This window comes from Nocardia seriolae NBRC 15557 (assembly GCF_007990715.1).
GTDB classification, from domain to species: domain Bacteria; phylum Actinomycetota; class Actinomycetes; order Mycobacteriales; family Mycobacteriaceae; genus Nocardia; species Nocardia seriolae.
The window spans coordinates 1-25,103 of the sequence record NZ_BJWY01000026.1 but is presented as its reverse complement, the minus strand read 5'-3'; the positions used below and the strand labels follow the sequence as shown (position 1 = coordinate 25,103).

At 68.3% G+C, this 25,103-nt stretch carries 25 protein-coding genes; 13 read left to right on the top strand and 12 right to left on the bottom strand.

Annotated features, from left to right (window positions below):
* Window positions 1–102: 102 nt before the first annotated feature.
* On the bottom strand, window positions 103–525 hold the full coding sequence (locus NS2_RS11040) for a hypothetical protein (protein WP_045437143.1): 423 nt from the start codon (window positions 523–525) through the stop codon (window positions 103–105).
* A 221-nt stretch (window positions 526–746) separates the two neighbouring features.
* On the opposite strand from NS2_RS11040, the gene NS2_RS11035 reads away from it, so the two are divergent.
* Window positions 747–1,685 (top strand): diacylglycerol/lipid kinase family protein, encoded by a 939-nt coding sequence (locus NS2_RS11035; RefSeq protein WP_147207156.1) that lies wholly within the window; start codon window positions 747–749, stop codon window positions 1,683–1,685.
* A 257-nt stretch (window positions 1,686–1,942) separates the two neighbouring features.
* Entirely contained in the window at window positions 1,943–2,197 is a 255-nt protein-coding gene (locus NS2_RS11030; RefSeq protein WP_033087439.1) for a WhiB family transcriptional regulator, read from the top strand.
* Between the two features lie 193 nt (window positions 2,198–2,390).
* Here the strand turns inward: NS2_RS11030 and NS2_RS11025 are convergent, their stop codons facing one another.
* Together NS2_RS11025 and NS2_RS11020 are read right to left on the bottom strand one after the other, a co-directional pair.
* On the bottom strand, window positions 2,391–3,905 hold the full coding sequence (locus NS2_RS11025; protein WP_033087438.1) for a sensor histidine kinase: 1,515 nt from the start codon (window positions 3,903–3,905) through the stop codon (window positions 2,391–2,393).
* Between the two features lie 84 nt (window positions 3,906–3,989).
* Window positions 3,990–4,211, bottom strand: a complete 222-nt coding sequence (locus tag NS2_RS11020; protein WP_033087437.1) for a biotin/lipoyl-binding carrier protein — start codon at window positions 4,209–4,211, stop codon at window positions 3,990–3,992.
* 85 nt (window positions 4,212–4,296) lie between these two features.
* Here NS2_RS11020 and NS2_RS38385 point away from each other — a divergent pair, with 85 nt between their 5' ends.
* Window positions 4,297–4,371, top strand: a complete 75-nt coding sequence (locus NS2_RS38385) for a 50S ribosomal protein bL37 (protein WP_153805149.1) — start codon at window positions 4,297–4,299, stop codon at window positions 4,369–4,371.
* Window positions 4,372–4,558: 187 nt separating this feature from the next.
* Here NS2_RS38385 and rsrA read toward each other — a convergent pair whose 3' ends face one another.
* Together rsrA and NS2_RS11010 are read right to left on the bottom strand one after the other, a co-directional pair.
* The gene (rsrA, locus tag NS2_RS11015; RefSeq protein ID WP_033087469.1) at window positions 4,559–4,834 is read right to left on the bottom strand and encodes a mycothiol system anti-sigma-R factor; all 276 of its coding nucleotides are present in this window, start codon (window positions 4,832–4,834) and stop codon (window positions 4,559–4,561) included.
* Between the two features lie 8 nt (window positions 4,835–4,842).
* Window positions 4,843–5,469, bottom strand: coding sequence for a sigma-70 family RNA polymerase sigma factor (locus NS2_RS11010; protein ID WP_096490897.1), 627 nt, complete (start codon window positions 5,467–5,469; stop codon window positions 4,843–4,845).
* Between the two features lie 347 nt (window positions 5,470–5,816).
* Between NS2_RS11010 and ybaK the strand changes: the two genes are divergently transcribed.
* The 4 genes from ybaK to NS2_RS10990 all read left to right on the top strand — a co-directional run bounded on the left by ybaK (window position 5,817) and on the right by NS2_RS10990 (window position 9,051).
* The gene (gene ybaK / locus NS2_RS11005; protein WP_033087435.1) at window positions 5,817–6,311 is read left to right on the top strand and encodes a Cys-tRNA(Pro) deacylase; all 495 of its coding nucleotides are present in this window, start codon (window positions 5,817–5,819) and stop codon (window positions 6,309–6,311) included.
* A gap of 118 nt (window positions 6,312–6,429) precedes the next feature.
* Window positions 6,430–6,978, top strand: a complete 549-nt coding sequence (locus NS2_RS11000) for a MarR family winged helix-turn-helix transcriptional regulator (RefSeq protein ID WP_045437139.1) — start codon at window positions 6,430–6,432, stop codon at window positions 6,976–6,978.
* 71 nt (window positions 6,979–7,049) lie between these two features.
* A complete protein-coding gene (locus tag NS2_RS10995; RefSeq protein ID WP_045437156.1) occupies window positions 7,050–8,660 on the top strand; it encodes an MDR family MFS transporter in 1,611 nt (536 codons plus the stop codon).
* Between the two features lie 115 nt (window positions 8,661–8,775).
* Complete coding sequence (locus tag NS2_RS10990; RefSeq protein ID WP_062614318.1) at window positions 8,776–9,051, top strand: hypothetical protein; 276 nt, start codon at window positions 8,776–8,778, stop codon at window positions 9,049–9,051.
* Window positions 9,052–9,079: 28 nt separating this feature from the next.
* Here the strand turns inward: NS2_RS10990 and NS2_RS10985 are convergent, their stop codons facing one another.
* On the bottom strand, window positions 9,080–9,847 hold the full coding sequence (locus NS2_RS10985) for an SOS response-associated peptidase (RefSeq protein ID WP_033087467.1): 768 nt from the start codon (window positions 9,845–9,847) through the stop codon (window positions 9,080–9,082).
* A gap of 150 nt (window positions 9,848–9,997) precedes the next feature.
* On the opposite strand from NS2_RS10985, the gene NS2_RS10980 reads away from it, so the two are divergent.
* On the top strand, window positions 9,998–11,506 hold the full coding sequence (locus tag NS2_RS10980; RefSeq protein ID WP_033087432.1) for an aldehyde dehydrogenase family protein: 1,509 nt from the start codon (window positions 9,998–10,000) through the stop codon (window positions 11,504–11,506).
* A 54-nt stretch (window positions 11,507–11,560) separates the two neighbouring features.
* On the opposite strand, the gene NS2_RS10975 is transcribed toward NS2_RS10980, so the two are convergent.
* Window positions 11,561–11,851 carry a hypothetical protein gene (locus NS2_RS10975; RefSeq protein WP_033087431.1) on the bottom strand — a complete coding sequence of 97 codons (291 nt, stop codon included), beginning with the start codon at window positions 11,849–11,851 and terminating at the stop codon, window positions 11,561–11,563.
* Window positions 11,852–11,956: 105 nt separating this feature from the next.
* Between NS2_RS10975 and aroA the strand changes: the two genes are divergently transcribed.
* Genes aroA through NS2_RS10955 form a run of 4 tightly spaced genes read left to right on the top strand, consistent with a single transcriptional unit; the run spans window position 11,957 to window position 15,092 of the window.
* Window positions 11,957–13,258 (top strand): 3-phosphoshikimate 1-carboxyvinyltransferase, encoded by a 1,302-nt coding sequence (gene aroA, locus NS2_RS10970; protein ID WP_033087430.1) that lies wholly within the window; start codon window positions 11,957–11,959, stop codon window positions 13,256–13,258.
* A complete protein-coding gene (gene rsgA / locus NS2_RS10965) occupies window positions 13,255–14,262 on the top strand; it encodes a ribosome small subunit-dependent GTPase A (RefSeq protein ID WP_071343668.1) in 1,008 nt (335 codons plus the stop codon). Before aroA ends, rsgA begins: the two co-directional genes overlap by 4 nt.
* Before the next feature lie 59 nt (window positions 14,263–14,321).
* Window positions 14,322–14,519, top strand: a complete 198-nt coding sequence (locus tag NS2_RS10960; protein WP_033087428.1) for a hypothetical protein — start codon at window positions 14,322–14,324, stop codon at window positions 14,517–14,519.
* Between the two features lie 48 nt (window positions 14,520–14,567).
* A complete protein-coding gene (locus NS2_RS10955; protein ID WP_045437136.1) occupies window positions 14,568–15,092 on the top strand; it encodes a nitroreductase family deazaflavin-dependent oxidoreductase in 525 nt (174 codons plus the stop codon).
* 27 nt (window positions 15,093–15,119) lie between these two features.
* Here the strand turns inward: NS2_RS10955 and NS2_RS10950 are convergent, their stop codons facing one another.
* On the bottom strand, window positions 15,120–17,906 hold the full coding sequence (locus tag NS2_RS10950) for a helix-turn-helix transcriptional regulator (protein WP_082062590.1): 2,787 nt from the start codon (window positions 17,904–17,906) through the stop codon (window positions 15,120–15,122).
* 327 nt (window positions 17,907–18,233) lie between these two features.
* Here NS2_RS10950 and NS2_RS10945 point away from each other — a divergent pair, with 327 nt between their 5' ends.
* Entirely contained in the window at window positions 18,234–18,551 is a 318-nt protein-coding gene (locus tag NS2_RS10945; RefSeq protein WP_033087426.1) for a hypothetical protein, read from the top strand.
* Between the two features lie 36 nt (window positions 18,552–18,587).
* On the opposite strand, the gene NS2_RS10940 is transcribed toward NS2_RS10945, so the two are convergent.
* The 4 genes from NS2_RS10940 to secA form a co-directional block, all read right to left on the bottom strand.
* Window positions 18,588–19,391 carry a helix-turn-helix transcriptional regulator gene (locus NS2_RS10940; RefSeq protein ID WP_033087425.1) on the bottom strand — a complete coding sequence of 268 codons (804 nt, stop codon included), beginning with the start codon at window positions 19,389–19,391 and terminating at the stop codon, window positions 18,588–18,590.
* 10 nt (window positions 19,392–19,401) lie between these two features.
* Window positions 19,402–21,183 (bottom strand): AAA family ATPase, encoded by a 1,782-nt coding sequence (locus NS2_RS10935; RefSeq protein WP_261772275.1) that lies wholly within the window; start codon window positions 21,181–21,183, stop codon window positions 19,402–19,404.
* 285 nt (window positions 21,184–21,468) lie between these two features.
* On the bottom strand, window positions 21,469–21,708 hold the full coding sequence (locus tag NS2_RS10930; RefSeq protein ID WP_036548571.1) for a hypothetical protein: 240 nt from the start codon (window positions 21,706–21,708) through the stop codon (window positions 21,469–21,471).
* Between the two features lie 76 nt (window positions 21,709–21,784).
* Window positions 21,785–24,562 (bottom strand): preprotein translocase subunit SecA, encoded by a 2,778-nt coding sequence (gene secA / locus NS2_RS10925; RefSeq protein ID WP_081985838.1) that lies wholly within the window; start codon window positions 24,560–24,562, stop codon window positions 21,785–21,787.
* Window positions 24,563–25,103 lie beyond the last annotated feature (541 nt).

Genomic DNA, 25,103 nt, shown 5'->3' with positions numbered 1-25,103 from the left:
GGGCAAAGCGCTCGCTCAGGCCATGTGGGCGAGCGTCCAAAAATCCGCCTGCGGGCTACTGAGCCGCCCTTACGACCCAATGCAGCCCGGCCGAGCCGGGCCCTACTCCGGAGTCCCGTACCCCGCGGCCATCCACTTGTTCGACTCCGGCGCGAACAGCGACCCCAGCGCCCCGAGCGCCAGCAACCCCAGCGGCGCGCCGAATTCGGGCCGGTCCGAGGTGAACATGTAGTACGCGACCCCCAGCAGCAAGAGCTGCGTCAGCGTCGCGATGGCCCGCCCCCACCGCTTCCCGCGCATCAGCCCGATCCCCGCCGCCAGCACCGCGCTGCCCAGAATGGCCGCGTACCCGGCGGTGAGATAGCTGTTCTTCGGGCTCTGCGCCGACCCGTTCGCCCCGACGACGATCAGCACCACCATCGCGACCAGACCCAGCGCGCCCTCGAGCGCGACCAGCGCGCCCGCCACCCGCACGGTCGTCGGCACGACCTCGGTCTTCTTCTCGCCGCCACTCTGCTCAGCCACCCCGCCAGCCTACGACCGAGCGTCGTTGTGCGAAGCACCCGCACGGCATAAACCAGTTCGGAACTGGCACTTCGAGGTTCGCGGCCGTCTCGTTCTGGACTGTGCTCCGCCTCCCCGCGCTTGGAGCGGAAGACGGGAGCGAAGCGGAGGAGCGGAGGAGCGAAGAACGAGACTTAGGGGCCGCGAACCCGCCGGAGCGAAGCGGAGGCAAAATAGGCACTGTGCGGACCCTGCTGATCGTGAATCCGAATGCCACCGCGACCACTCGGTCCACCCGCGATCTGCTCGCTCACGCGCTGGAAAGCCGCACTCAGCTCACCGTTCGACAGACCGAGCACCGGGGGCACGCCGCCGAATTGGCGCGCTGGGCCGCCGACACCCGCATGGATCTGATCGTGGTGCACGGCGGGGACGGCACGGTGAACGAGACCATCAATGGCTTCCTGCCGCTGCCCGGCCAACCGCAGCGCGAATGGCTGCCGCGCCTCGGCGTCATTCCCGGCGGTTCGGCGAATGTGTTCGCGCGCTCGCTCGGCATCGAGCCGGATCCGGTGACCGCCACCAATCAGCTCATCGATCTGCTGTCCGATGACGCGGACCGCCGCATCGGTCTGGGCGTCGCCGACGATCGCTGGTTCTGTTTCAGCGCGGGCGTCGGCCTGGACGCCGATGTGTGCGAGGTCATCGACGGCAAGCGCGCGAACGGCAAGGCCGCCACGCCCGCTCGCTATCTGCGCACCACGGTCAAGCAGTTCTTTCGCGCGAAACGCCATGCCCCGCAAGTGACCCTGAACATTCCAGGTCACGAACCGGTCACGGACGTGCATTACGCATTCGTGACCAATGCCAGTCCCTGGACTTATCTCGACAACACGCCCGTGGTCACCAACCCGGGCACCACCTTCGAATCGGGTCTCGGGGTGTTTGCCATGCGCACCATGGGTGTCCTGCCCACCCTCATGATCGCGCGACAGTTGCTGTCCGCCCAGGGGGATCCCAAGGGCCACAATTTGTTTCGGGAAGACGACGTACCTGCGGTAACCGTCACGGCAGAGGAACCGATCGGCTTGCAAATCGACGGCGACTTCATCGGGCGACGCAACATGGTGAATTTCACAGCCGTCCCGGATATCCTCGATGTGGTCGCGCCGAAGCCCTAGCCGGTTCGACACACCTGAGAAACATCGCTGTTGCGCTGCGAAAACCCGCTAGACCGAGTACAAATGACACGGCGGACCCCCATGTAGGGGTCTTACAGCGTGAGCTTCCCCACGGTGCACCAGGTATCTATTGACATCTACGGTGTTCGTGAAAGCATTCACAAGCAACCGTGCGGAAACATTCGAGTCGCACAAGTGAACGGACCACAAACCCGAGGGGCAGCGCTATGAGCGCGCCCTAGCAAAGGAGCAGAGGAATGGACTGGCGCCACAAGGCCATCTGTCGCGACGAGGACCCCGAGCTGTTCTTCCCGGTGGGTAACAGTGGTCCGGCGCTCGCGCAGATTGCCGATGCCAAGCTGGTCTGCGCGCGCTGCCCCGTCACCGCTGACTGCCTGTCCTGGGCCCTGAAGTCGGGTCAGGATGCCGGCGTGTGGGGTGGTATGAGCGAAGACGAGCGTCGTGCGCTGAAGCGTCGCAACGCGCGCACGCGTACCCGCAGCGTCGTCTAACCAGCTAGACGACAAGGCGTTACGGCCCAACCCAGCCTCGGGGCCGCAGCGCGATTCGGCCCGGCACCAATACAGGTGCCGGGCTTATGTGTGCAAAGAACCGAATTCTCGGTGAGCGGGATTCGCTCTTTCGAACGAAAGTTCGGGCGCAAATTTTTCACTACGCCCGAACTTATGCGCCGCAGTTGATATTTCAGCGGGCGGAACGACGTCCCAGGGGAACGCGCAGGACCGCGTCGGTGCCGACATCGGCTCCCGGATGAAGTCCGATCGACCCGCCCAATTCGGCCGTGACCAGTGTGCGGACAATTTGCAGGCCCAGCCGGTCCGAGCCTTCCAAACTGAATCCGTCGGGCAGACCGCGGCCGTCGTCGCTGATGATGACGTCGAGCCAGCGGGCCGAACGCTCGGAACGGATTGTGACCGTACCGTTCTCGCCGGCGTCGAAGGCGTGCTCGATGGCGTTCTGCACCAGCTCGGTCAGCACCATGACCAGCGGCGTCGCGCGTTCGGCGGAGAAGACGCCCAGCGATCCGGCCCGGCGCACCTTGATACGGGCGGTGTGGACGGTCGCCACGTCGGCCATTATCGGCAGCAGGCGGTCCACCACCTCGTCCAGATCGACCTCTTCGTCAACCGACATGGACAGCATTTCGTGTACCGAGGCGATGGAGGTGACGCGGCGGACCGATTCGGTCAATGCCAGTCGCGCCTCTTCGTTTTCGGTGCGGCGGGCCTGCAGCCGCAGCAGCGCGGCCACGGTCTGGAGATTGTTCTTCACCCGGTGGTGGATCTCGCGAATGGTGGCGTCCTTGGACAGCAGCGCGCGGTCGCGCCGCTTCACCTCGGTCACGTCGCGGACCAGCACCGCGGCCCCGGCCAGCTCGCCGTGCGGGCGCAGCACCAGGGTGCGCAGCAGCACGGTCGCGCCGCGCGCCTCGACTTCCATTCGGCGCCCGGCCTTTCCGGCCAGGGCCGCCTGGATATCGCCGACCACCTCCTGCGCGTCGAACGGGTCGGTGATGAGGGAACGGGTGGTCAGGGCCAGATCCTGGCCGACCAGATCGTTCTGCAAACCCATGCGGTGATAGGCCGAGAGCGCGTTGGGGCTGGCATAGACGACGGTGCCCTCGGTATCGAGGCGGATGAAACCGTCGCCCGCGCGCGGGCTGGAGTGCGCGCCGGTGCGGTCCTCGAGCGCGGGCCAGGTGCCGTCGGCGACCATCTGGCACAGGTCGTCCGCGCAGGACATGTAGGCGATCTCCAGGCTGGAGCGCATCTTGCGGCGCTGGGTGTCGGTGTCGCGGCCGAGCACGGCGATGATGTCGTCGCCGACCCGGACCGGGATGGCCTCACGCATGGCGTGCACGGGATGCGGGTGGTAGACGCCGGTGAGCACGGTGTCGGTCTCGAAGCGCACGATGTCGTGGTTCAGCAGCGCCTCGAAAACGTGCGGGTTGGCTTCCTTGGCGGCCAGGGTGCCGACCAGGTCCTCCGGGTGCACGGTCGGCGCGGTGGTCGGGCGGCACTGGGATACGCACACCACTTCCGCGCCCTCGCTGATCGGGCCGGTCCCCACCCAGAGCAGCAGATCCGCGAAGGACAGATCCGCCAGCAGCTGCCAGTCCCCCACCACTCGCTGCAAATGGTCGACGGCCGCACCCGGTAGATCGGTGTGCTCGGCCAGTAGATCACTCAGTGTCGACATTCACCCACGCTCCTCTGTTCCCACGTCGAGGGTATGTTCCCACGCGGTACGGACGCGAGGCGGTAGCGGGCGGCGCTTCTCGCTTTAAGAGATGACGGCGATCAGATCGCCGGGCTGGAGCACGTCGCCGGGCTTGACGTTGATCGAGCTGACCTTGCCGGCGGACTCGACGATGACCGGGATCTCCATCTTCATCGACTCGAGCATGACGACCGGATCGTCGACCTTCACCTCATCACCGACGGAGACCAGGATCTCCTGCACGGTCGACACCATCTCGGCCTTCACTTCCTCAGCCATGCACACCTCTCGCGTTGAGTAGCCCGTAGCCCCTGAAGGTACAGCCAACCACACGTGAAAGAATGGCGACCGACTGAAGGGAGATTACCTAATGGGTAAGCGTGGACGTAAGAAGCGTGGCCGCAAGAAGAACGCAGCCAACCACGGCAAGCGGCCGAACGCCTGAGCTGTCTCGATAAGCTCGAAATATGCTGAGCGGCACCACTTCCCACGGGAAGAGGTGTCGCTCTGTTCCGCCTCCCCGAGACTTCAGCGGACGGCTACGTGCCGTTCCAAGTCCCGCACTCGTACCGGCGGTCGGGTGCCGAATCTATTTTGGACGTACCCGGGGAGTTACCCCGGTCGCCACTAAATCACTTCTCCGGATCCGTCACGATGCGCGTTTCGACGCTCGTGTAGCTGGTGCGGATCTCCATGGTCAGGCGCTGACGCAGCGAGTCCGGGGCGCGGTCGCCGCCGCACTTGCGGTTGAGCAGCGACTTGAGCTTCTCCTCCAGGCCGTAGGCCTCGATGCACGGCGAGCAGCGGTCGATGTGCTCGCGCAGCCGCTCCTTGACCGCCGCGTCACACTCGTTGTCCAGCAGCAACCAGACATCGGCGAGCACCGCCGAGCAGTCCAGATCGTCCATGTCATCGCTCACTGGGTTACCTCCTCACGAGCCGCGTCGTTGCCCGATCGATTGAATCCACGTTCCCGCGCCACATCCGCGAGCAGGCCCTTGAGCTGCTTGCGGCCGCGGTGCAGCCGGGACATGACGGTACCGATGGGAGTTCCCATGATCTCGGCGATTTCCTTGTAGGGGAAGCCCTCCACGTCGGCGTAGTACACCGCCATCCGGAATTCCTCGGGCAGCTCCTGCAGAGCGGCCTTGATGTCGTCGTCCGGCAGCGCCTCGAGGGCTTCCATCTCCGCCGAGCGCAGACCCGTGGAGGTGTGCTCGGCGGTGGAGGCCAGCTGCCAGTCGGTGATCTCGTCGGTCGGATACTGCGCGGGCTGGCGCTGCTTCTTCCGATACGAGTTGATGTAGGTGTTGGTGAGGATGCGGTACAGCCAGGCCCGCAGGTTGGTGCCCTCGCGGAAGGACTTGAACCCCTGGTACGCCTTGGCGAAGGTCTCCTGCACCAGGTCCTCGGCATCGGCCGGGTTGCGGGTCATGCGCAACGCCGCACCGTAGAGCTGGTCCAGCAGCGGGAGCGCGTCACGCTCGAATCGCGCGGCCAGTTCCGCGGCGGATTCGGTGCTCCTGGCACCGGATTCGCCCACTTCGTCGTAGTCGACCGCTTGGTCTTCCCCGGCGTCGATGCTCTCGCTGTCCGAGTCGTCATCACGCAGGCGATCGACCGTTTCGTCGTCGCTCGTCACACTGATCCCTTCGATCGCCGTAGCACTCGAATCTACCGCGAGCAGGGATTCGGCCAGGAAACTGGTCCACACCGGGGGCTCCTCGACCAGAACGGTCACCCGACTTCCTCCTTTGTGAATGGCTGCCTGCGCTCGCCTACCGTGGGCCCCGCGGTTGCTGTGAAGCGCGTATCGCATGCAACAGGCAGGGCGGTCGCCCTGTTCCCAGCACCCGAAATCCGGTTGCGCGCGGTGGTTAGGGTGAGGCCATGGCTGCTGCTTCGACCCCGGCGATCAAGGCATTGGTGCAGGCGGAAGTGGATCATCGGGTGCACGCGTATACCCATGACCCGCGCAGTGATTCGTACGGTGCGGAGGCCGTCGAAGCGCTGGCGGAAGAGCTCGGGGTTACCGCCGGGCAGATTTTCAAGACGCTGGTGATCGAGCTGGGTTCGGGCGGGCTCGCGGTGGCGGTGCTGCCGGTGCCGACCACGCTGTCGCTGAAGGCGGCGGCCGCGGCGCTGGGCGGCGGGAAGGCCGCCATGGCCGACAAGACCAAGGCCGAACGCACGACCGGCTATGTGCTGGGCGGGATTTCGCCGCTGGGACAGAAGAAGCGGCTGCCGACGGTCATCGACGAGTCGGCGCTGGGCTGGGACCGGGTGCTGTGCAGTGCGGGCAAGCGCGGGCTCGAGATCGAGCTCGCACCCACTGACCTGGTACGACTCACGAATGCGGTGACTGCTCCGGTCGCGAACGGCTGAGAGCGGAGACACAACCTCCGGAAAAACTTGCTATTTGGCGATCATGCGGGAATACTTGCGCCGTACAACTAGTTGACGCATACAAGCAGTTGCCTGATACAAGGAGGTGAGACCGACCGTGATCGACGATGGACCCGCGACTACCTGGACCGACATCGACGACGGCCTTGTCGACGCCATCGCCTACGAGATCGCCCGGCTCACCAAGCTGCGTGACCGCACCAATGCCCAGATCGCGACCCTGACCCAGGGCGAGATCGAACCGGCCGCGTTCAGCATTCTTTTCCAATTGATCCACGGCGGCCCGATGCGCTCGGGCGCACTGGCCGAGGCCCTCTACTCGGACGCCTCGACCATCAGCCGCCAGGTCGCGAGCCTGGTCAAGCGCGGACTCATCGAACGCCGCGCCGACCCGGCCGACGGGCGGGTGAGCGTGCTCGACGTGACCGAGTCCGGCCGGGCGGTGGCCGCCCAGATCCGGACCCGCCGCAACGACTCGCTGCGGCGCATGCTGGCCGACTGGGCCCCCGGGGAACGGGAGACCTTCTCGGAACTGCTGCGGCGCTTCGTCGACGGCTACGAGGCGACCCGGCAGCGCATGCTGGCCGATATCGCGGCACACAAAGACCTTCAGTCCTATTACGCACCCGCGGAGAACAATTCGTGACTACCACAACGGAAGCGGCGGAGCCCGAAGTCAATTCGGCGGGCTTCACCCACAAGCAGATCCTGGCGATCATGAGCGGCCTGATGATGGGCATGCTGCTGGCGGCCCTGGATCAGACCATCGTGTCGACCTCCATCCGCACCATCGCCGATGAGCTGCACGGCTATTCGGCGCAGGCGTGGGTGACCACCGCCTACCTGATCACCTCGACCCTGGCCACGCCGCTCTACGGCAAGCTCTCGGACATGTACGGCCGCAAGCCGTTCTACCTGGCCGCCATCTCCATCTTCGTGGTCGGCTCGCTGGCCTGTTCCATGGCGACCTCCATGTACGAGCTGGCCGCCTTCCGGGCCTTCCAGGGCCTGGGCGCGGGCGGCCTGATGTCGCTGGCGCTGACCATCATGGGCGACATCGTGTCTCCCCGGGAGCGCGCCCGCTACCAGGGCTACTTCCTGGCCGTGTTCGGCACCTCCAGCGTGGTGGGCCCGGTCGTGGGCGGCCTGCTCTCGGGCACCGACCAGATCCTGGGCGTCACCGGCTGGCGCTGGGTGTTCCTGGTGAACGTGCCGGTCGGCATCATCGCCCTGGCCGTGGTGACCCGCGTGCTGCGGCTGCCCAAGCGTCCCGTCACCAAGGTGCCGATCGACTGGATGGGCATCTCGGCGCTGATCGTCGGCCTGGTGCCGCTGCTGGTGGTGGCCGAGCAGGGTCGCGAATGGGGTTGGACCAGTGGACATTCCCTGTTGTGCTACATCCTGGGCGCGGTCGGCATCCTGTCCTTCATCGCGGTCGAGGCCAAGCAGGGCGACGCGGCGCTGATTCCGCTGCGCATGTTCAAGAACTCCACCTTCGCCCTCGGCGTGGTCATCTCGGTGGTGGTCGGCGCGGCCATGTTCGGCGGCATCACGCTGCTGCCGCAGTACCTGCAGGTGGTGCAGGGCGCGAGCCCGACCAAGGCGGGTCTGCTCATGCTGCCGCTGGTGGCGGGCATGATGACCGGTTCGATCCTGGCGGGTCAGCTGATCTCGAAGACCGGGCGGTACAAGTACTTCCCGCCGGTGGGCGCGGCACTGCTGACCTCGGGGCTGTTCCTGCTGCACCTGGTCTCGGCCGACACGAAGCTGTGGGTCGTCATGATCTTCATGGCCATCACCGGCTTCGGCCTGGGCAATCTGATGCAGCCGCTGACCCTGGCGCTGCAGAACGCGCTGCCGCCCAAGGACATGGGTGTGTCCACCGCGGCCGCGACCTTCTTCCGGCAGATCGGCGGCACGCTGGGCGTGGCGGTGTTCCTGTCGGTGCTGTTCACACAGCTGGCCCCGAACATCACCACCTCGCTGGAGGGCGTGCGGAACGACCCGGCCTACATGCAGGCGGCACAGGAAGCGGTGAAGGGTCCGGACTCGGTCGACAAGAAGGTCGTGCTGGGCCTGTCCAACCCGCAGACCGCGCCCGCGGTGGTGAGCCAGGTGCTCAGTGACAGCTCGGTGGTCCAGCAGCTGAATCCGACGCTGGCGCATCCCTTCAAGGAGGGCTTCGCCGATTCCATGGACCGGGTGTTCCTGTCGGCCACGGTCGTGTCGCTGATCGGCTTCATCCTGGTGCTGTTCTGGAAGGAAGTGCCGCTGCGGACCGCGGGCGGCATCCAGGCCCGGAAGGAAGCCGCCGAGGAAGCCGCGTAAGTCCGGGCACTGTCATTTCACAATTCGGGTGGTTTTCTGTGAGTTACTTGGGAGCGAGCAGAGAGCTGGTTGTGAACCTTTTGTCCACAAGGTCCGATTCGAACCCGAGGATGTGATGAGGTTGTCCATTCGCATCGCTGTTGCGGCAGGAGCGCTGACGCTGGCACTGGCGTCCGGCCCGTTCACGGTCGCCACCGCGACTGCCGCACCGGTCAATCCGAGTTTCCCCAACCCGGGAGCACCGGACAACGGGCAGCAGCCGAAAAAGGACGAACATCTCGACAAAGCGGAGAAGCTCGGCGGTGGGCTGATCACCAAGATGATCGACTCGGCGGCCGACACCCTCAAGTGCACCCTGAATATCCCGCTCCCGACCGTGAAGTGCGGGTAGCGGGCGCGAACACCCCCTTGCGGGCCGGTCAGATCAGGCTGATCTGACCGGCCTGTTCGTCTACCGTGCCCAATAGCTCGGGACCGTTGTTCTTGACGCTGTTCACCAGCGACGGCACCTCGCGCACGAGAATGTCCGAAACCGCCTCGGGCGACGGCGTTTCCAGCAGTTCCTCCGGGGCCGGATGGTCCGGGTCCAGCCACGCGTCCCAGTGCTCGCGCGGCATGGGCAGCGGCATGCGGTCGTGGATCTTGGTGAGATCACCGACCGAATCGGTGGTCAGGATGGAGCACGAGAGCAGCGGTTTCGCCTCGTCCCCCAGGCTGCGATCGCGCCAGACCGACCACAGCCCGGCCATGTACAGCCGCCCGCCGTCGGACTTGGACATGAAATACGGCCGCTTGACGGCCTTTCCGAGCGAGTCCGCCTCGGTGACCCACTCGTACCAGCCGTCCATCGGCACCAGGCAGCGGCGCTTCTTCACCGCGTCGCGGAAGGAAGCCGTGGTCGCGGCCTTGTCCGCGCGGGCATTGAACAGCGGCTTGCCCTTGACCGGGACGCCGGGCTCGGAAGCCTTGGTCCACACCGGGATCAGGCCCCAGCGCATCGCCCGGATGCGCAGTGTGGCCGGGTCCTCGGGATGGTCGCGGTCGTACCGTTCGACGACCGTGAGCACCTGATTGGTGGGGGCCACGTTGTAATTGGGGTTGAACCCCTTGTCGCCGGTCTCGTCGATAGCGTCGAGCTCGACGGCCAGCTTCGCGGGATTCGTCGTTGTCGCGTACCTACCGCACATGTCGACCATGCTGCCACCAGAGACCGACAAAGGGGCGTCACCGGTGATCGCGAGATGAATCGCCCGCGATGTGATGGCAATTGACATCACTTGGGTGGTGTGAGACGTTCGTCTCATCACACTCTCATCCGCAAGGGATTGCCGCCAATCATGACTGCCACCGAAACCGCCCCGCTCGATCAGGCCGACACACTGACTTCGGTCAACCCCGCCACCGGCGAGACCCTCGCCACCTACCGGATCGATGATGAGGCGGCGGTGCACGCGGCCGTTGCCAAGGCCCGGACCGCCGCCGCCACCTGGGGCGCACTCACCTACGCCGAGCGCAAGCGCCACATTCTGCGCTGGGGCAGCAAGCTGGTCGAGAAGTCCGACGAGCTGAGCGAGCTCATCCACGCCGAGAACGGCAAGCCGCTCGACGACGCTTTTCTGGAGTTGATGCTGGCCCTGGAACACATCAAGTGGGCCGCCTCCAATGCCGAGAAGGTACTGAAGCCCAAGAAGGTCGCGCCGGGCATGTTCATGTCCAACTTCGCGGCCCATCTCGAGTATCGCCCGCTGGGCGTGGTCGGCATCATCGGGCCGTGGAACTACCCGGTGTACACCCCCAACGGTTCCATCGCCTACGCGCTGGCCGCGGGCAACTGCGTGGTCTTCAAGCCGAGTGAATACTCCACGGGCATCGGCAATTTCGTCGCGAAGGCGTTCGCCGAGGCGAATCCGGAGCTGCCGGACGGGGTCTTCGTCGCCATCAACGGCTACGGCGCGACCGGTGCGGCGCTGGTCAAGTCCGGCGTCGACAAGCTGGCCTTCACCGGGTCCACCGCGACCGGCAAGAAGATCATGGCCGCGGCCGCCGACACGCTGACCCCGGTGCTGCTCGAGTGCGGCGGCAAGGACGCGGTGATCGTGGCCGCCGACGCCGACATCAAGGCCGCCGCCGACGCGGTCGCCTGGGGCGCGACGGCCAACTCCGGCCAGACCTGCGCGGGCGTCGAGCGGGTGTACGTGGACAAGTCGATCGCCGACGAATTCGTGGCCGAGGTCAAGCGCATCCTCACCGACATCAAGCCGGGCTCGGACGCCAAGGCCGCCTACGGCCCGATGACCATGCCCAGCCAGATCGATATCGTGCGCCGCCACATCGAGGACGCCATCAAGAACGGCGGCAAGGCGGTGCTGGGCGGACCCGAATCCGTCAAGGGCCCCTTCATCGAACCGGTGGTGCTGGTGGACGTGGACGAGTCCTCGGACGCGGTGTGCGAGGAGACCTTCGGGCCGACCGTCACCATCCGCACGGTCAACGGCGTCGACGAAGCCGTGGAGCTGACCAACAAGAGCAAGTACGGGCTCGGCTCGGCGGTGTACTCCAAGAAGCAGGGCATGGAGATCGCCCGGCGGCTGGAAGTGGGCTGCACGTCGGTGAATTCGGTGCTGTCCTACGCCGCCATCTCGGGCCTGCCGTTCGGCGGCGTCCGGGACTCCGGCATCGGCCGCATCCACGGTGCGCCGGGCCTGCTGGAGTTCTCGCGGCCGCATTCGATCGCGGTGCAGCGCTTCACCATTCCGGGCATGGCACTGCTGTCCTACACCCGCACGGACCGCACCATGAAGCTGCTGCGCAAGATCGTGCCGTTCGTCCACGGGCGCGCCAAGTAACGAAATAGCCTGTGCGGCAACGCCGGTCACCGTCAAGGGGACCGGCGTTGTGCGTTATGAATTGGGCGGCAGGGGCGTCGGGCTGAAGAACTCCTCGAGCGGCGTCGGGCCCGTGTAGCGCTGGCAGTTGCACGGGGCCCAGGCCTTGATGCCCGCGCCGGTCTTGCGGAAGATCTCGGCGTGACAGTGTCCGGCTTCGCGGTCGTGCAGCGCCAGGTCGTGACCGCAGCCGCACAGCGCCGGAGCCTTCGCCTCGGCCTTGGTCCGGCGGGACCCGAACCGGCCCGCGAGCCAGCCGCCGCCCACGAGCGCGCCCCCGATGACGAGGCTGATGGGATCGATCACCGACCCAGTATACGTACCCATATACGTATATATCCAGGGCGAATCGGGCAGGCGAGAAAGGGACGGGAGGCCCGCGCGCCGCCGATCGTTTGGGAAGATGGGCAGGTGACTTTCTGGCCCGCGCCCCACGTCCGAGTTCCCGTCCACGCGACCGTGACCCTGCCCGGGTCCAAATCCATTACCAACCGGGCGCTGATCCTCGCCGCGCTGGCGGATCGGCCGTCCACCCTCACCGGTGCGCTGCGCAGCCGCGACACCAACCTGATGATCGAGGCGCTGCGGGCCATGGGCGTCGGGATCGAGGGCGAGGCCGAGACGCTCACCGTCACCCCGCTGGCCGAATTCACCAGCGCCATGGTCGATTGCGGGCTGGCGGGCACGGTCATGCGGTTCCTGCCGCCGGTGGCGGCGCTGGCGCACGGCGATGTCGCCTTCGACGGCGACGAGCAGACGCGGGCGCGGCCGCTGACCACCATCCTGGACGCGCTGCGGACGCTGGGCCTCGACATCGACGGCGACCTGCTGCCTTTCGTGGTGCACGGCACGGGCTCGCTGCGCGGCGGGCCGGTCACCATCGACGCCTCGGGTTCCTCGCAGTTCGTGTCCGGGCTGTTGCTCTCGGCGGCGCGGTTCGAGCAGGGCGTCACGGTCAACCACGATGGCGCGGCGCTGCCGTCCATGCCGCACATCGAGATGACGGTGGAAATGCTGCGGCGGGCCGATGTTCGCGTGGACGCGCCCAATGATCCGCGCAAGGCGCAGACCTGGACCGTCGCGCCCGGCCCGATCCGCGCGGTGGACTGGGAGATCGAGCCGGACCTGTCCAATGCCACCCCGTTCCTGGCCGCGGCCGCGGTCACCGGCGGCGAGGTGAGCATTCCGCACTGGCCGCGCTACACCACCCAGCCCGGCGATGTGATCCGGGAGATCCTGGTGCGCATGGGCGCGGAGACGCGCATCTTCGACGGCGTGCTGACCGTGCGCGGCCCGGAACGCCTGGCGGGCATCGACATCGACCTGCACGATGTGGGCGAGCTGACGCCGACCGTGGCCGCCCTTGCGGCACTGGCGGATTCGCCGTCGCGGCTGCGCGGCATCGCGCACCTGCGCGGGCACGAGACCGACCGGCTGGCGGCGCTGGCCACCGAGATCAACCGCCTCGGCGGCAAGGTCACCGAGACCGAGGACGGGCTGGCCATCGTGCCCAATCCGCTCACCGGCGGGCAGTGGCGTTCCTACGCCGACCACCGGATGGCCACCGCCGGAGCGATCATCGGCCTGGTCACGCCGGGCGTGGAGATCGAGGACATCGGCACCACGGCCAAGACGCTCCCCGGCTTCGTCGAACTGTGGGACGGCATGCTGGCCGGAGCGGGTAACTCCGGCAAGCCGGGAGCGGAGCGCTGAGCCGCCGCGAGTACGACGAGTCCGACGTCCGGGTCCGCCCCGGCAAGGGCTCGCGGCCGCGCACCAAGACCCGGCCGCAGCATCTGGATGCCGAAGCGGCCATGGTGGTTTCGGTGGACCGCGGCCGCTGGGGGTGCGTGCTGGACGGGGATCCGGACCGGCCGCTGACGGCCATGCGGGCGCGCGAGCTCGGGCGCACCCCGATCGTGGTCGGCGACCGGGTGGACGTGGTCGGTGACCTGTCCGGCAAGCCCGACACCCTGGCCCGCATCGTGCGGGTGGCCGATCGGCGAACCGTCCTGCGCCGCACCGCCGATGACACCGACCCGTTCGAGCGGGTGGTGGTGGCCAATGCCGAGCAGCTGTTCATCGTGGTGGCGCTGGCCGACCCGCCGCCGCGCACCGGGTTCGTGGAACGCGCCATGGTGGCCGCGTATGTCGGTGGGCTGCAACCGATTCTGTGCCTCACCAAGCACGATCTGGCGGCCGATTCCGAATTCGCCTCGGCCTTCGAGGATTTGGATCTGACCATTGTCTACGGCGGCATCGAGGATCCGGTGGAGCCGGTGCTGGAGCTGCTGGACGACAAGCTGACCGCGCTCATCGGGCACTCCGGGGTCGGCAAGTCCACCCTGGTGAACCGGCTGGTGCCGGACGCGGATCGGGCGGTCGGCGAGGTCTCGGGCGTCGGCAAGGGCAAGCACACCTCGACGCAGTCGGTGGCGCTGCCGCTCGCGGACGGCGGCTGGGTGATCGACACCCCGGGTGTGCGTTCCTTCGGCCTGGCCCACATCACGCCCGACGATGTCATCCAGGCGTTCTCCGATCTGGCCGAGGCCATCGAGGATTGCCCGCGCGGCTGCACCCACCTCGGGCCGCCCGCCGACCCGGAGTGCGCGCTCGATCAGCTGCCGGGCAAGGAGCTGCGGGTGGCGGCCATTCGCCGGTTGCTCACGGCCCTGAATTCCAATGACCCGTGGTTTCGCGGCAACACCGAACCCTGAGTTAGCCATAAAATAGCTCATTCGATACCTTTTGCGCATAACCGGCACGAAGGGATGACATGAGCAAGGAAATCCCCGAGCCGCCGCCGAGTGAGCGGCGGCATCGAATCGCCAAAGCCGCACGGAACGAACCGGCCGCACGGGACGAGAACCGGGACGCGAACGAGAAGTTGCCGCGCGAGCACGACGAGGACCGCTCCCCCGCCGACCCGCACGATTGGCAGGACGAGTGGGATCGGGCACGTTGGGCCCCGTGACCACCGTGCCGCAACGCCGTCGCGGCCGCGCAGCAACATAATCGGTGCATGGTCTTCGCTGACTGGCGTCGCCGCCCCGACGCACCCGCGCGCTGGAATCCACTTCCCAGGCTGGGCCGGGCCCTGGCCCGCCGCCGCACGGTCATGCGCATGGCCCCGGCCGTCTTCGCCCTGGAGCGATTCACGCGGCGGGTGACCGAGGACCGCAAGGGCATCCTGGATGTGGCCGGGCTGCCGGCGCTCGAGCTGACGGTGCCCGGCCGGCACACCGGCATTCCGCGCACGGTCACCCTGCTCTACGTGCCGGATCCCCTCGACGAGAAACGTTTTCTGATCGTGTCGTCGAATTGGGGTCGCCCCGGACAGCCCGCCTGGTCGGCGAATCTGCGCGCCGTCGAGCGCGCCGAACTGCGGGTGCGGCAGGAGCGCTTCGCGGTCCGGGTCACCCGGCTGTCCGGCGGTGACCGGGATCGGGCCTGGCGGCGGGCGCTGGACTTCTGGCCGGGCTACGCCATGGAGCAACGACTGGCGGGCGAACGCCGGTGCCGGCTCTTCGAGCTCACCCGCATCTAACTTGCCGAGAATTCGCTGACATCGATTTCACCGTGGCCGCATCAGCCGCATCCCATTGTCGAAATCGATGCCACGCAATTCGGAACGGCCGGTGAGGCCGAGCTTTTCGAGAATGCGGGACATGTGATGCCCGACCGTGCGCGGGCTCAGGAACAGCTCCGCACCGATCTCGCGATTGGTGAGGCCCTGCGCGGCCAGCCGGGCCACCTGGGACTCCTGCGCGGTGAGCGGCGTGGCGCCGCCGGCGGGCTTGGCGCCGGTGCCGGTGAGCTCGAGTTCGTTGCGGGCGCGCCCGACCCAGGCGCTCGCCCCGATGAACTCGAAAGCGTCGGCGGCGGAACGCAATTGCTCGGCGGCATCACGGCGGCGACGAACCCGGCGCAGCCACTTGCCGTACAGCAGCTGGGCGCGGGCGCGGGCGAAGTTGGTGGGCCGGGGCTCGCTCAGCGCCAGGGCGCGCCGGTAGTAATACTCGGCCCGGTCCTCCTCGGCCAGCAGGGCGCGACCGATATCGGCGGCGGCCAGGGCCCAGCGGGCCCGGGAGTGCTCGGCCCAGGCCGTGATCAGCTCGACGCCCGCGGCGGCGTCATCGAAACGGCCGGTGCGGCAGGCCGCCTCGACCATGTCGAGTGCGGCCAGCCGGGCCACGGTCGGATGCGCGGCCTCGTGCCCCGGCAGGTACAGCCCGCGCAGGCGGCGGTAGGCGGCCTCGGCGTCGCCGGTGGTGAGCGCGTGGAATCCGTGGTTCCAGTAGGCGAGTCCGGTCAGCGACGGGATCTCGTGGCGGCGGGCCACGGCCAGCGTGCGTTCCATGCCCTGCGCGACCACCTCCGTCTCGCCACGCTGGGCGGCCAGCCGGGTGCGCACGGCCCAGCACTCGGCGAGGATATTGTTGTCCGGGCCCGAGCCGCGGGTCAGGTCGAACGCCTCGTCCAGGGTCTGCTCCCCCGCTTCCCAACGGCCACAGGCCAATTGGACGATGGCCACCTGCGGCAGCAGTCCGAACGCCGCGGCGCGGGTCTCGGCGTGGCGCAGGCCCGCGGCCACCGCCAGGTACGGTTCCAGCGCCCGCCCGGCCAGCCCCCACTCCACCAGTTGCATTGCGGGCAGCAGCAGCCGGGCCGCCGCGGCGGGCGAGGATTCGGCGTCGATGTCGTCGAGTTCGGCGAGGACGGCCGGGTCCTCGTCCGCTCCCAGCACCCAGTTCACCCGGTCGGCCAGCAGCCGCAACCCACCCGCTGCGGCTGAATCGCGCACGCCAATGGCCGTCTCGCGCATATCAATCGCCTTGTCGCGCACACCGATGGCCGTGCTGTGCGCATCGATTGCCTTGTCGCGCGGTTCGATTGCCGAATCGCGCTCGTCGATCGCTGCGGCGTCGCGCAGCAGCAGCTCCCGCGCCCGCGCCGGTTCGCCTACGAAGAGTTCGAGCAGCCCGGCCAGGCCGCCGCTGGCCGCCGCGGTCTCCGGCGGGGTGGTGCGCTGATCGGCGAGTGCCAGCAGTCGGCGCGCGGATTCGAGATCGCCACCCTCCCAGGCGAATCGAGCCGCGCTGGCCAGGCGCGCACCCGCCACCGCCGGATCGGGGGTGATGGCGGCCGCACGACGCAGCACGGCCGCGGCGGCCAGCGCCCCGGCATTGCGGTACACCCGGTCCGTACCGTTCGAGAGCGCAAGGGCCAGTTCGGGATTCGAGCCGTCGACGACGGCGGCCAGGTGCCAGGTGCGCAGTTCCGCGTGGTCGGCCCCCGGCAGCGCGGCCGCCAGGGCGAGGTGGACGGCACGCCGCCGGGCCGGGGCCGCGGCGTCGTAGGCCGCGCCGCAGAGCAGGCGCTGGCGCATCTCCACGCGGCCGTCGGTGACCGCCACCAGGCCGCTGTCCAGGGCGGTCTGCCAGTCCGCGGCGGTGACGCCGAGCTCGCTCGCGGCGGTGGTGACCGCGTCCAGCATGCCCCGATCCTCGGCGGCCACCACGGTCAGCAGGGTGCGGACCGGCTCGCTCACTTCGGCCAGCCGGGCGGCGAAGGCGAAGCGCAGCTTGGGCCCGAACGGCACCGGGCCCCAGCCGATTCCCGCGAATTCCTCGGCATCGACCGGCAGTTCCCGCAGGGCCAGCGGATTGCCGTCGGCCACCCGCAGGATGCGGACCGCCCGCGGGTCACCGAGCTCGCCCACCCGCCGGGCCAGCAGCCGCCGCGCCGGTGCGTCGGCGAGCCGGTCGATGGGCAGCACCGGCAGCGCCTGCCACACCGAGACCGCCGGGCAGTCCCGGGTCGCGGCCAGCAGTGCCACCCGGCTGCCGGTCAGCCGGCGCATGGCGAAGGACAGGGCGCGCGCGGTCGCGGCGTCCACCCATTGGGCGTCGTCGACCACCAGCAGCAGCAGCGGCTGTTCGGCGGCGACCGATGCCAGCAGCGTGACCAGCGCCGCGCCCACCAGGAAGCCGTCCGCGGGGCGGGTGTCGCGGCCGAGAGCCGAGGCCAGCGCCCGCGCCTGCGGGGCGGGCAGCGCGGCAATGCGATCGGTCAGCGGGAGCAGCAGTTCGTGCAGGGCCGCGAAATCCAGCTCGGATTCGGCCGGAAATCCCCGGCAGGCGATCGATCGAAAATCGGTGGCGCGCTGTTCGGTATCGCGCAGCAGCGCGGTTTTCCCGATCCCCGGTTCGCCCCAGAGCACCATTCCCCGGCCATGGCCGCCGCGCGCCTCGGTCAGGAGACGAGACAGGTCGGCCTGTTCCCGCTCCCTCCCCAGGAGCTCCCCGATCTCGCGCACATAGCAAGTTACCTCGATTCGCGAGACGCCGACAAATTCCATATCGGACGTGTCCCAGCGGGTGAGATTGCATGGGGGATATGCGATTCCGAGTCTTGCGGACAATGACAGATACGGTGACCGATACAGCGACCGATTTTGCGGCGACCGGGTACGCGTATTGTGCGGGCACGAATTTGGCGACCGAATTGGGAGCAGCCGCGAATATCCCGTCCATTGCTTTCCCAGAAGATCGCCGGATAAACATTCCGCGCCCGCATCCCACGCGATCCCGGATCGACGCCGAAGGGGGTCGCCGATCCGGATCGCGGTCGCCGTCCCCGGAGAACGAGGGATGCGGGCGCGGCCGGAAGTCGTTAGCCTGCCGAGGTGGAAGACCGTGAGCGCAAGGAATTTTCGCCGCTCCTCGACGATGCCCTCGGGCCCGGCGCGCCCGTCACCCCGGAGGTCCGGATCGGGCGCAACGATCCGGGAGCACCGCTGCCGGAGTGCGTGCGCTGCGGGCGGCCCGCGACGCTGAACCTGCGCGCGGTCTGGCTCTCCACCCGGGCCGTGCTGGCAGGTGACACGGACGTGGACAATGTGATCCAGGTGCACGCGTGCGGCGGCTGCGCGGGCAGCGTCGCCGGGATGATCCTGATCAACTGGGATCCCCGCTATTGGGGCGAGTCGGTCCACCTGGAGTGAACCGACCCCGAACCGCTCAGCGCCAACCCGAACAGCTCAGCGCGGCCGCACGATTCGCATGCCGTTGTCGAAATCGACATCGCCGAGATCGGCGCGGCCGCTGAGTCCGAGCTTGCCGAACACCCGCGACAGATGGTGCCCCACCGTGCGCGGGCTCAGGAACAACTCGGTGCCGATCTCGCGATTGGTCAGCCCCTGCGCGGCCAGCCGGGCGACCCGCTGCTCCTGCGCCGTCAGCACCGAGGTCTCGCCGTGCGCGGTGACCGGTGCGCTGCGCCGTCCGGTGAGCTCCAGTTCCTGCCGCGCGCGCAGCACCCACTGATTGGCGCCCATGCGCTCGAAAGCCTCCGCGGCCGAGCGCAATTGCTCGGCGGCGTCGGCCCGGCGGCGCACCCGGCGCAGCCACTTGCCGTAGAGCAGCTGGGCGCGAACATGATTCAGGTCGTGACGGGTGCCGCGCACGGCCAGGGCACGCCGGAAGTAGCGGTCGGCGCGATCGTCGGCGCGCAGCAGCGCCCGGCAGGCGTAGGCGGCCGAGACCGCCCAGTCGGCGCGGGAGCGCACGGCCCAGTCCCGGATGTCCGTGTAGTACCCCAGCGCCTCGGCATGTCGGCCCACCCGGGTGGCGGCCTCCACCAGATCCACCGCGGCCAGCCGGGCGTAGGTCGGGTGGCAGGCATCATGCCCGGGTTGCGCGAGGCTGCGCAGGCGCAGATAGGCGGTCTCCGGATCACCCATGCTGAGCGCGTGGAAGCCGAGGTGCCAGTGCGCCGAGGCGACCAGCGACTGCGCCCGCCGCGGCCGCGCCAGCGCCAGCGTCCGCTCCGCGGCGTCCAGCACGGTATCCGAATCACCGCGCAGCGCGGCGATTTTCGCGCGCAGCGACCAGCACGTTCTCCACGCCGCCCGCGGTGGCCAGCTCGAACGCCTCGGCCAGGGTCTGCTCGGCGGCCGGGAAGCGGCCGTTGGCGAACTGGATGATGGCCAGCTGCGGCAGCAGCGACACCGCGGCGGGGGCGGCACTGCCGCGTAGTCGCGCCGCGGCCTGCGTGTAGGGCTCGAGCGCCGGACCGGCCAGCCCCCACAGCAGCACCAGCGCCGCCGGCGGCAGCGGCCGGATCATGGTGTGGAAGCGCGAGATACCTTCCCGCAGGCCGATTTCCGAGCGGTCGAGCTCGAAGATGGGGTGCCCGGCGGCCCAGCGTGCGCGTTCGGCGTCCACGCACAGGTTCGCGGCGGTCTCGGCGTCCACCAGTTCGGCGTCGCGCAGCAGCAGCCGGCTGGCCCGTTCCGGTTCCCCCGCAATGAATTCCAGCAGTCCGGCCAATCCCTGCCCGGCCGCCGCCGCCCGCTCCACGCCCAGCCGTTCGACGGCGCGATCCAGCAGGCCGCGCGCGGAGGCGATATCGCCACTGGCCCAAGCGAATCGACCGGCCGCGGCCAGCCGCTCCCCGGCCTGCTCCGGGCCGGGTGAGATGGCGGCGGCCTGGCGCATCATGGCGGCGGCCGCCAGCGAGCCGTGGCTCGCGTCGGCGGCCCGCGTCGAGAGCACCTCGGCCAGCCGCTCGTCGGGCCGGTCGGCCGCCATGGCCCGGTGCCAGACCCGCAGATCGGCCTCGCCCGGCGCGGTCAGGGCGGCCGCCACGGCCAGCTGGGCGGCACGCCGTTCGGCCGGTGCGGCGGCATCGTGGACCGCGGCGCACAGCAGGGCGTGGGTGCGTTCCACCCGCCCGTCGCCGACCGCGAGCAGGCCGGTGGCCGTGGCGAATTCCCACGCGCCGGGTCCGGCCCCGAGCGCGGCGGCCGCGTCGGTCACGGTGCCGCGCACGCCGCGGGTCTCGGTGGCGGCCACGGTCAGCAGCACTCGCACCGCATTCGGCAGCCCCGCGACCCGGTCCCGGAAGGCCGCCCGCAGTCCCGGGCCCAGCGGTGTGGGCTCGGGCGCGGTGCCCGCGAGATCGCCGACCACGCCCGGCAATTCGTGCAGGGCCAGCGGGTTGCCGCCCGCCACGGAGAGGATCCGGGCCAGGCGCAGCGCGCCCAGCGGACCGAACCGGTCGTCTATCAGGCGGCGCGCCTCGGCGTCGGGCAGACCGGTGATCGGCAGGGCGGGCAGTTCACGCCACAGCGTGTCCGCTGGATCGTCGCGCAGCGCCACCAGCAGCGCGACGGGCATCGAGGACAGGCGGCGGACGGCGAAGATGAGGGCCTGCGCCGATTCCGGATCCACCAGCCGGGCCTCGTCCACCACCAGCAGCACCGGCCCCGCGGCGCTCAGGTCCGCCAGCAGCCGCACCAGGGCCGCGCCCACGAGGAAGACATCGGCGGGCGCGGAGTCGACGCCGAGCACCGTGCCCAGGGCCCGCGCCTGCGTCGGCGGCAGCGTGTTCAGCCGGTCCGCGACCGGCAACAGTAGTTCGTGCAGCGCCGCGTAGCGCAGCTCCGACTCCGTCCGTATGCCCTGGCAGCGCAGCACGCGGAAGTCCGCGGCGCGTTCGACGGCGGCGCGCAGCAGCGCCGTTTTTCCGATGGCCGGGTCGCCGTACAGCACCAGTGCCGTACCCCGCCCCGACCGTGCCGCCGCGAGAACTCGATCCAATTGGATTCGTTCTCGGTCCCGCCCGTACAGCACTTGATCCACCCACACACACGGAAACTTAGACGAGCTAATAGCCTGCAACCAAGTCGGCCCTCACAACTGGCACAAATTGTCCTCGAATGGCACAGATCACAATCTCGGGCACCGAATTGAATTAACACACAGGCCCGTTCGTACGATATGAGTGCTCAACTTATTACGCCACCAGAAAGTGGAATAAGCCCGAATATGATTCGGGCGGGGCGGCCGCCGTCACGATACCCGAAAACCGAAGCGCTCCCGGCGAATTCGCCGGGAGCGCTTCGGAAGCCGATCGGATCAGCGGAACAGGGTCAGGTTGACCGTGCCGTCGGCCTGCGGATCGCAGCTGTACCGCCAGCCCTGGGCACCGTCGATCGCGATGCCGTCCGGAGTGGTCCAGGAGCCCTTCGAGCCGTCCGCGACACACGCGTCCATGGTGGCGTAGTTGCCACCGAAGTAGGACTCGGCGTGCGCGGTGGCAACACCGAAACCGGCGATGCCCAGAGCCATGGCGGCGACAGCGAAAGTCTTGCGCATGATGGTGATCCCTTCCTTCTCGATCGCCCTGTGGCGACCGGACCGGGATCATTCCACCGCACCGTTCATGACCGTTTCATGATCGAGCCGAACATGCTGGTCCGGTAGGGAAATGGGTGAGCCCCGGGTGTAAGCACCCGGGGCTCACCATGTTTCGCTCGCCTAGTGCCGACGCTTGCTGCGGGGCGCGCGGGCCGGACTCGTCGATTCCCTTGGCGCGCAAGGCAGCCGGAGCGCCATTGCCCGCGGCCGCGGCGTCCTCCTCAGTGGGCAGCGGACGGTTGCCAACCGGGGACTGCAGGCCCGCGGCCACGTTCACGCCGACCGGCTGCGGCTGCTGCACCTCGACCGGGAGGTTGAACAGGAAGCCGACCGACTCCTCCTTGAGGCCCTCGAGCATGGCCGCGAACATGTCGAAGCCCTCGCGCTGGTACTCGACCAGCGGGTCGCGCTGCGCCATGGCGCGCAGGCCGATGCCCTCCTTGAGGTAGTCCATCTCGTAGAGGTGCTCGCGCCACTTGCGGTCCAGCACGCTCAGCAGGATCTGGCGCTCCAGATTGCGCATGCTGCCCTCGCCCGCGAGACCGTCGATCTCGTTCTCGCGGTTCTCGTAGGCGGCGTGCGCGTCCTCGAGCACGGCGTCGAGGAGTTCCTCGCGGGTCAGCTCGCCGACCTCGCCGGTCTCGCTCTCACCGGTGAGGTCCTTGTAGCCGATGCCGATGGGGTACAGCGTCTTCAGCGCGCCCCACAGCTTCTCCAGATCCCAGTCCTCGACGTAGCCCTCGGCGGTGGCGCCGGTGACATAGGCGGTGATCACGTCGGTGATCATCTCCTGCACCTGGCCCTCCATGTCCTCGCCGTTGAGGATGCGGGCGCGCTCGGCGTAGATCACCTTGCGCTGCTGGTTCATCACCTCGTCGTACTTGAGGACGTTCTTGCGGATCTCGAAGTTCTGCTGCTCGACCTGGGTCTGCGCGGACTTGATGGCGCGCGAGACCATCTTGGCCTCGATCGGCACATCGTCGGGCAGGTTCAACCGAGTCATGATCGACTCCAGCGCCGCGCCGTTGAAGCGCCGCATCAACTCGTCGCCCAGCGACAGGTAGAACCGGGACTCGCCCGGGTCGCCCTGCCGGCCGGAGCGACCGCGCAGCTGGTTGTCGATGCGCCGCGACTCGTGGCGCTCGGTGCCCAGCACGTAGAGGCCACCCGCGTCGCGCACGGCCTCGGCGTCCTCGTCGACCTGCCCCTTGACCCGATCCAGGGTCGGATGCCACTGCGCCTCGTACTGCTCGGGCGTCTCGACCGGGTCCAGGCCCTGCCGGCGCAGCAGCAGGTCGGCGATGATGTCCGGGTTGCCACCCAGCACGATGTCGGTACCACGACCGGCCATATTGGTGGCGACGGTGACCGCGCCCGGGCGACCGGCCTCGGCGACGATCTGCGCTTCCTGCTCGTGGAACTTGGCGTTGAGCACGTTGTGCGCGATGCCGCGCTTGGTCAGCAGCTTGGACAGGTACTCCGAGCGCTCGACCGAGGTGGTGCCGACCAGCACCGGCTGGCCCTGCTCGTGCTTCTCCTGGATGTCGTCGGCGACCGCGACGTACTTGGCCTCTTCGGTCTTGTAGATCAGGTCGGACTGATCCTGGCGGATCATCGGCTTGTTGGTCGGGATCGGCACCACGCCCAGGCCGTAGGTCTGGTGCAGCTCGGCCGCCTCGGTCTCGGCGGTACCGGTCATGCCGGAGAGCTTCTCGTAGAGGCGGAAGTAGTTCTGCAGCGTGATCGTGGCCAGGGTCTGGTTCTCCGGCTGGATCTCGACGCCTTCCTTGGCCTCGATCGCCTGGTGCATGCCCTCGTTGTAGCGGCGGCCCACCAGGATTCGTCCGGTGAACTCGTCGACGATGATGACCTCGCCGTTGCGGACGATGTAGTCCTTGTCCTTGGTGTAGAGCTCCTTGGCCTTGATGGCGTTGTTCAGGTAGCTCACCAGCGGCGAGTTGGCGGCCTCGTAGAGGTTGTCGATGCCCAGCTGGTCCTCGACGAATTCGACACCGGCCTCATGCACACCGATGGTGCGCTTCTTGATGTCGGTCTCGTAGTGCAGGTCCTTCTTGAGCAGCGGCGCGATGCGCGCGAACTCCGCGTACCACTTCGAGGAGGCGTCGGCCGGGCCCGAGATGATGAGCGGGGTGCGGGCCTCATCGATGAGGATGGAGTCGACCTCGTCGACGATGGCGAAGTTGTGCCCGCGCTGGACCAGATCATCCAGCGAGTGGGTCATATTGTCGCGCAGGTAGTCGAAGCCGAACTCGTTGTTGGTGCCGTAGGTGATGTCCGCGGCGTAGGCCTCGCGGCGCTCGGCCGGGGTCATGCCGCCCAGGATCACGCCGACCTCGAAGCCGAGGAACCGGTGCACGCGGCCCATCCACTCGGCGTCGCGCTTGGCCAGGTAGTCGTTGACGGTGACGACGTGCACTCCCTCGCCGGAGATGGCGTTGAGGTAGGCGGGCAGCACACAGGTCAGGGTCTTGCCCTCACCGGTCTTCATCTCCGCCACATTGCCGATGTGCAGGGCGCCGCCGCCCATGATCTGCACCTTGTAGTGCTTCTGGTTGAGCACTCGCCAGGACGCTTCCCGCGCGGTCGCGAAGGCTTCCAGCAGCAGCTCGTCGAGGCTCTCGCCGTCGGCGTAGCGCTCCTTGAACTCCGCGGTCTTGGCCTGCAGCTCGGCGTCGGAGAGCGCTGTGAACTCTTCGTCGAGGGCGATGACCTCATCCGCGAGACTCGCGAGCCGCTTGACCGTGCGACCCTCACCAATCCGTAGCAACCTTGAAAAACTCAGCGCAGGCACGGGTCTTGTAGTCCTCTGGTCGGTGTATGTCGGTAGCCCCCCACCACGGCGGGAAGCCTGCGCGCGGGCGCGCAATCACTAGCCATGGTAATCCGGTGCCCATCGTAGGTGCTGAACTGCAGTGCCATCTGCCCTACGCTCCGCTCCGGGCGGGTTCGCGGCGCTGAAAGTCTCGTTCTTCCCTCCCTCCGCTCCTCCGCTTCCCTCCCTCCGCTCCTCCGCTTCGCTCCCCCGCTCCACTCAGTCCAGAACGAGACGCGCCGCGAACATGAGGGAGCAACCGGCCAGTGAATCGCCTGGCAGCAAAAGCTGATTCGTTACCCCTGACGTACGATGTAGGGGGTCCGGCGTGCGACGGCTTGCGCCCGCGCGGCCGGAGCAGGGGACGCCGACGACGGTGTGGGATTCAGGGCAGTGCGGCCCATCCATTCCCCCAGGTGATCGGATTGCGATAGCTTGCCTCTCGGACGGCGAATATGCCGTGGACAGCCGACGCCTCGGCAGGGGGCACTGACGCGGGCGCAGGCAGGGACTAGTGTCC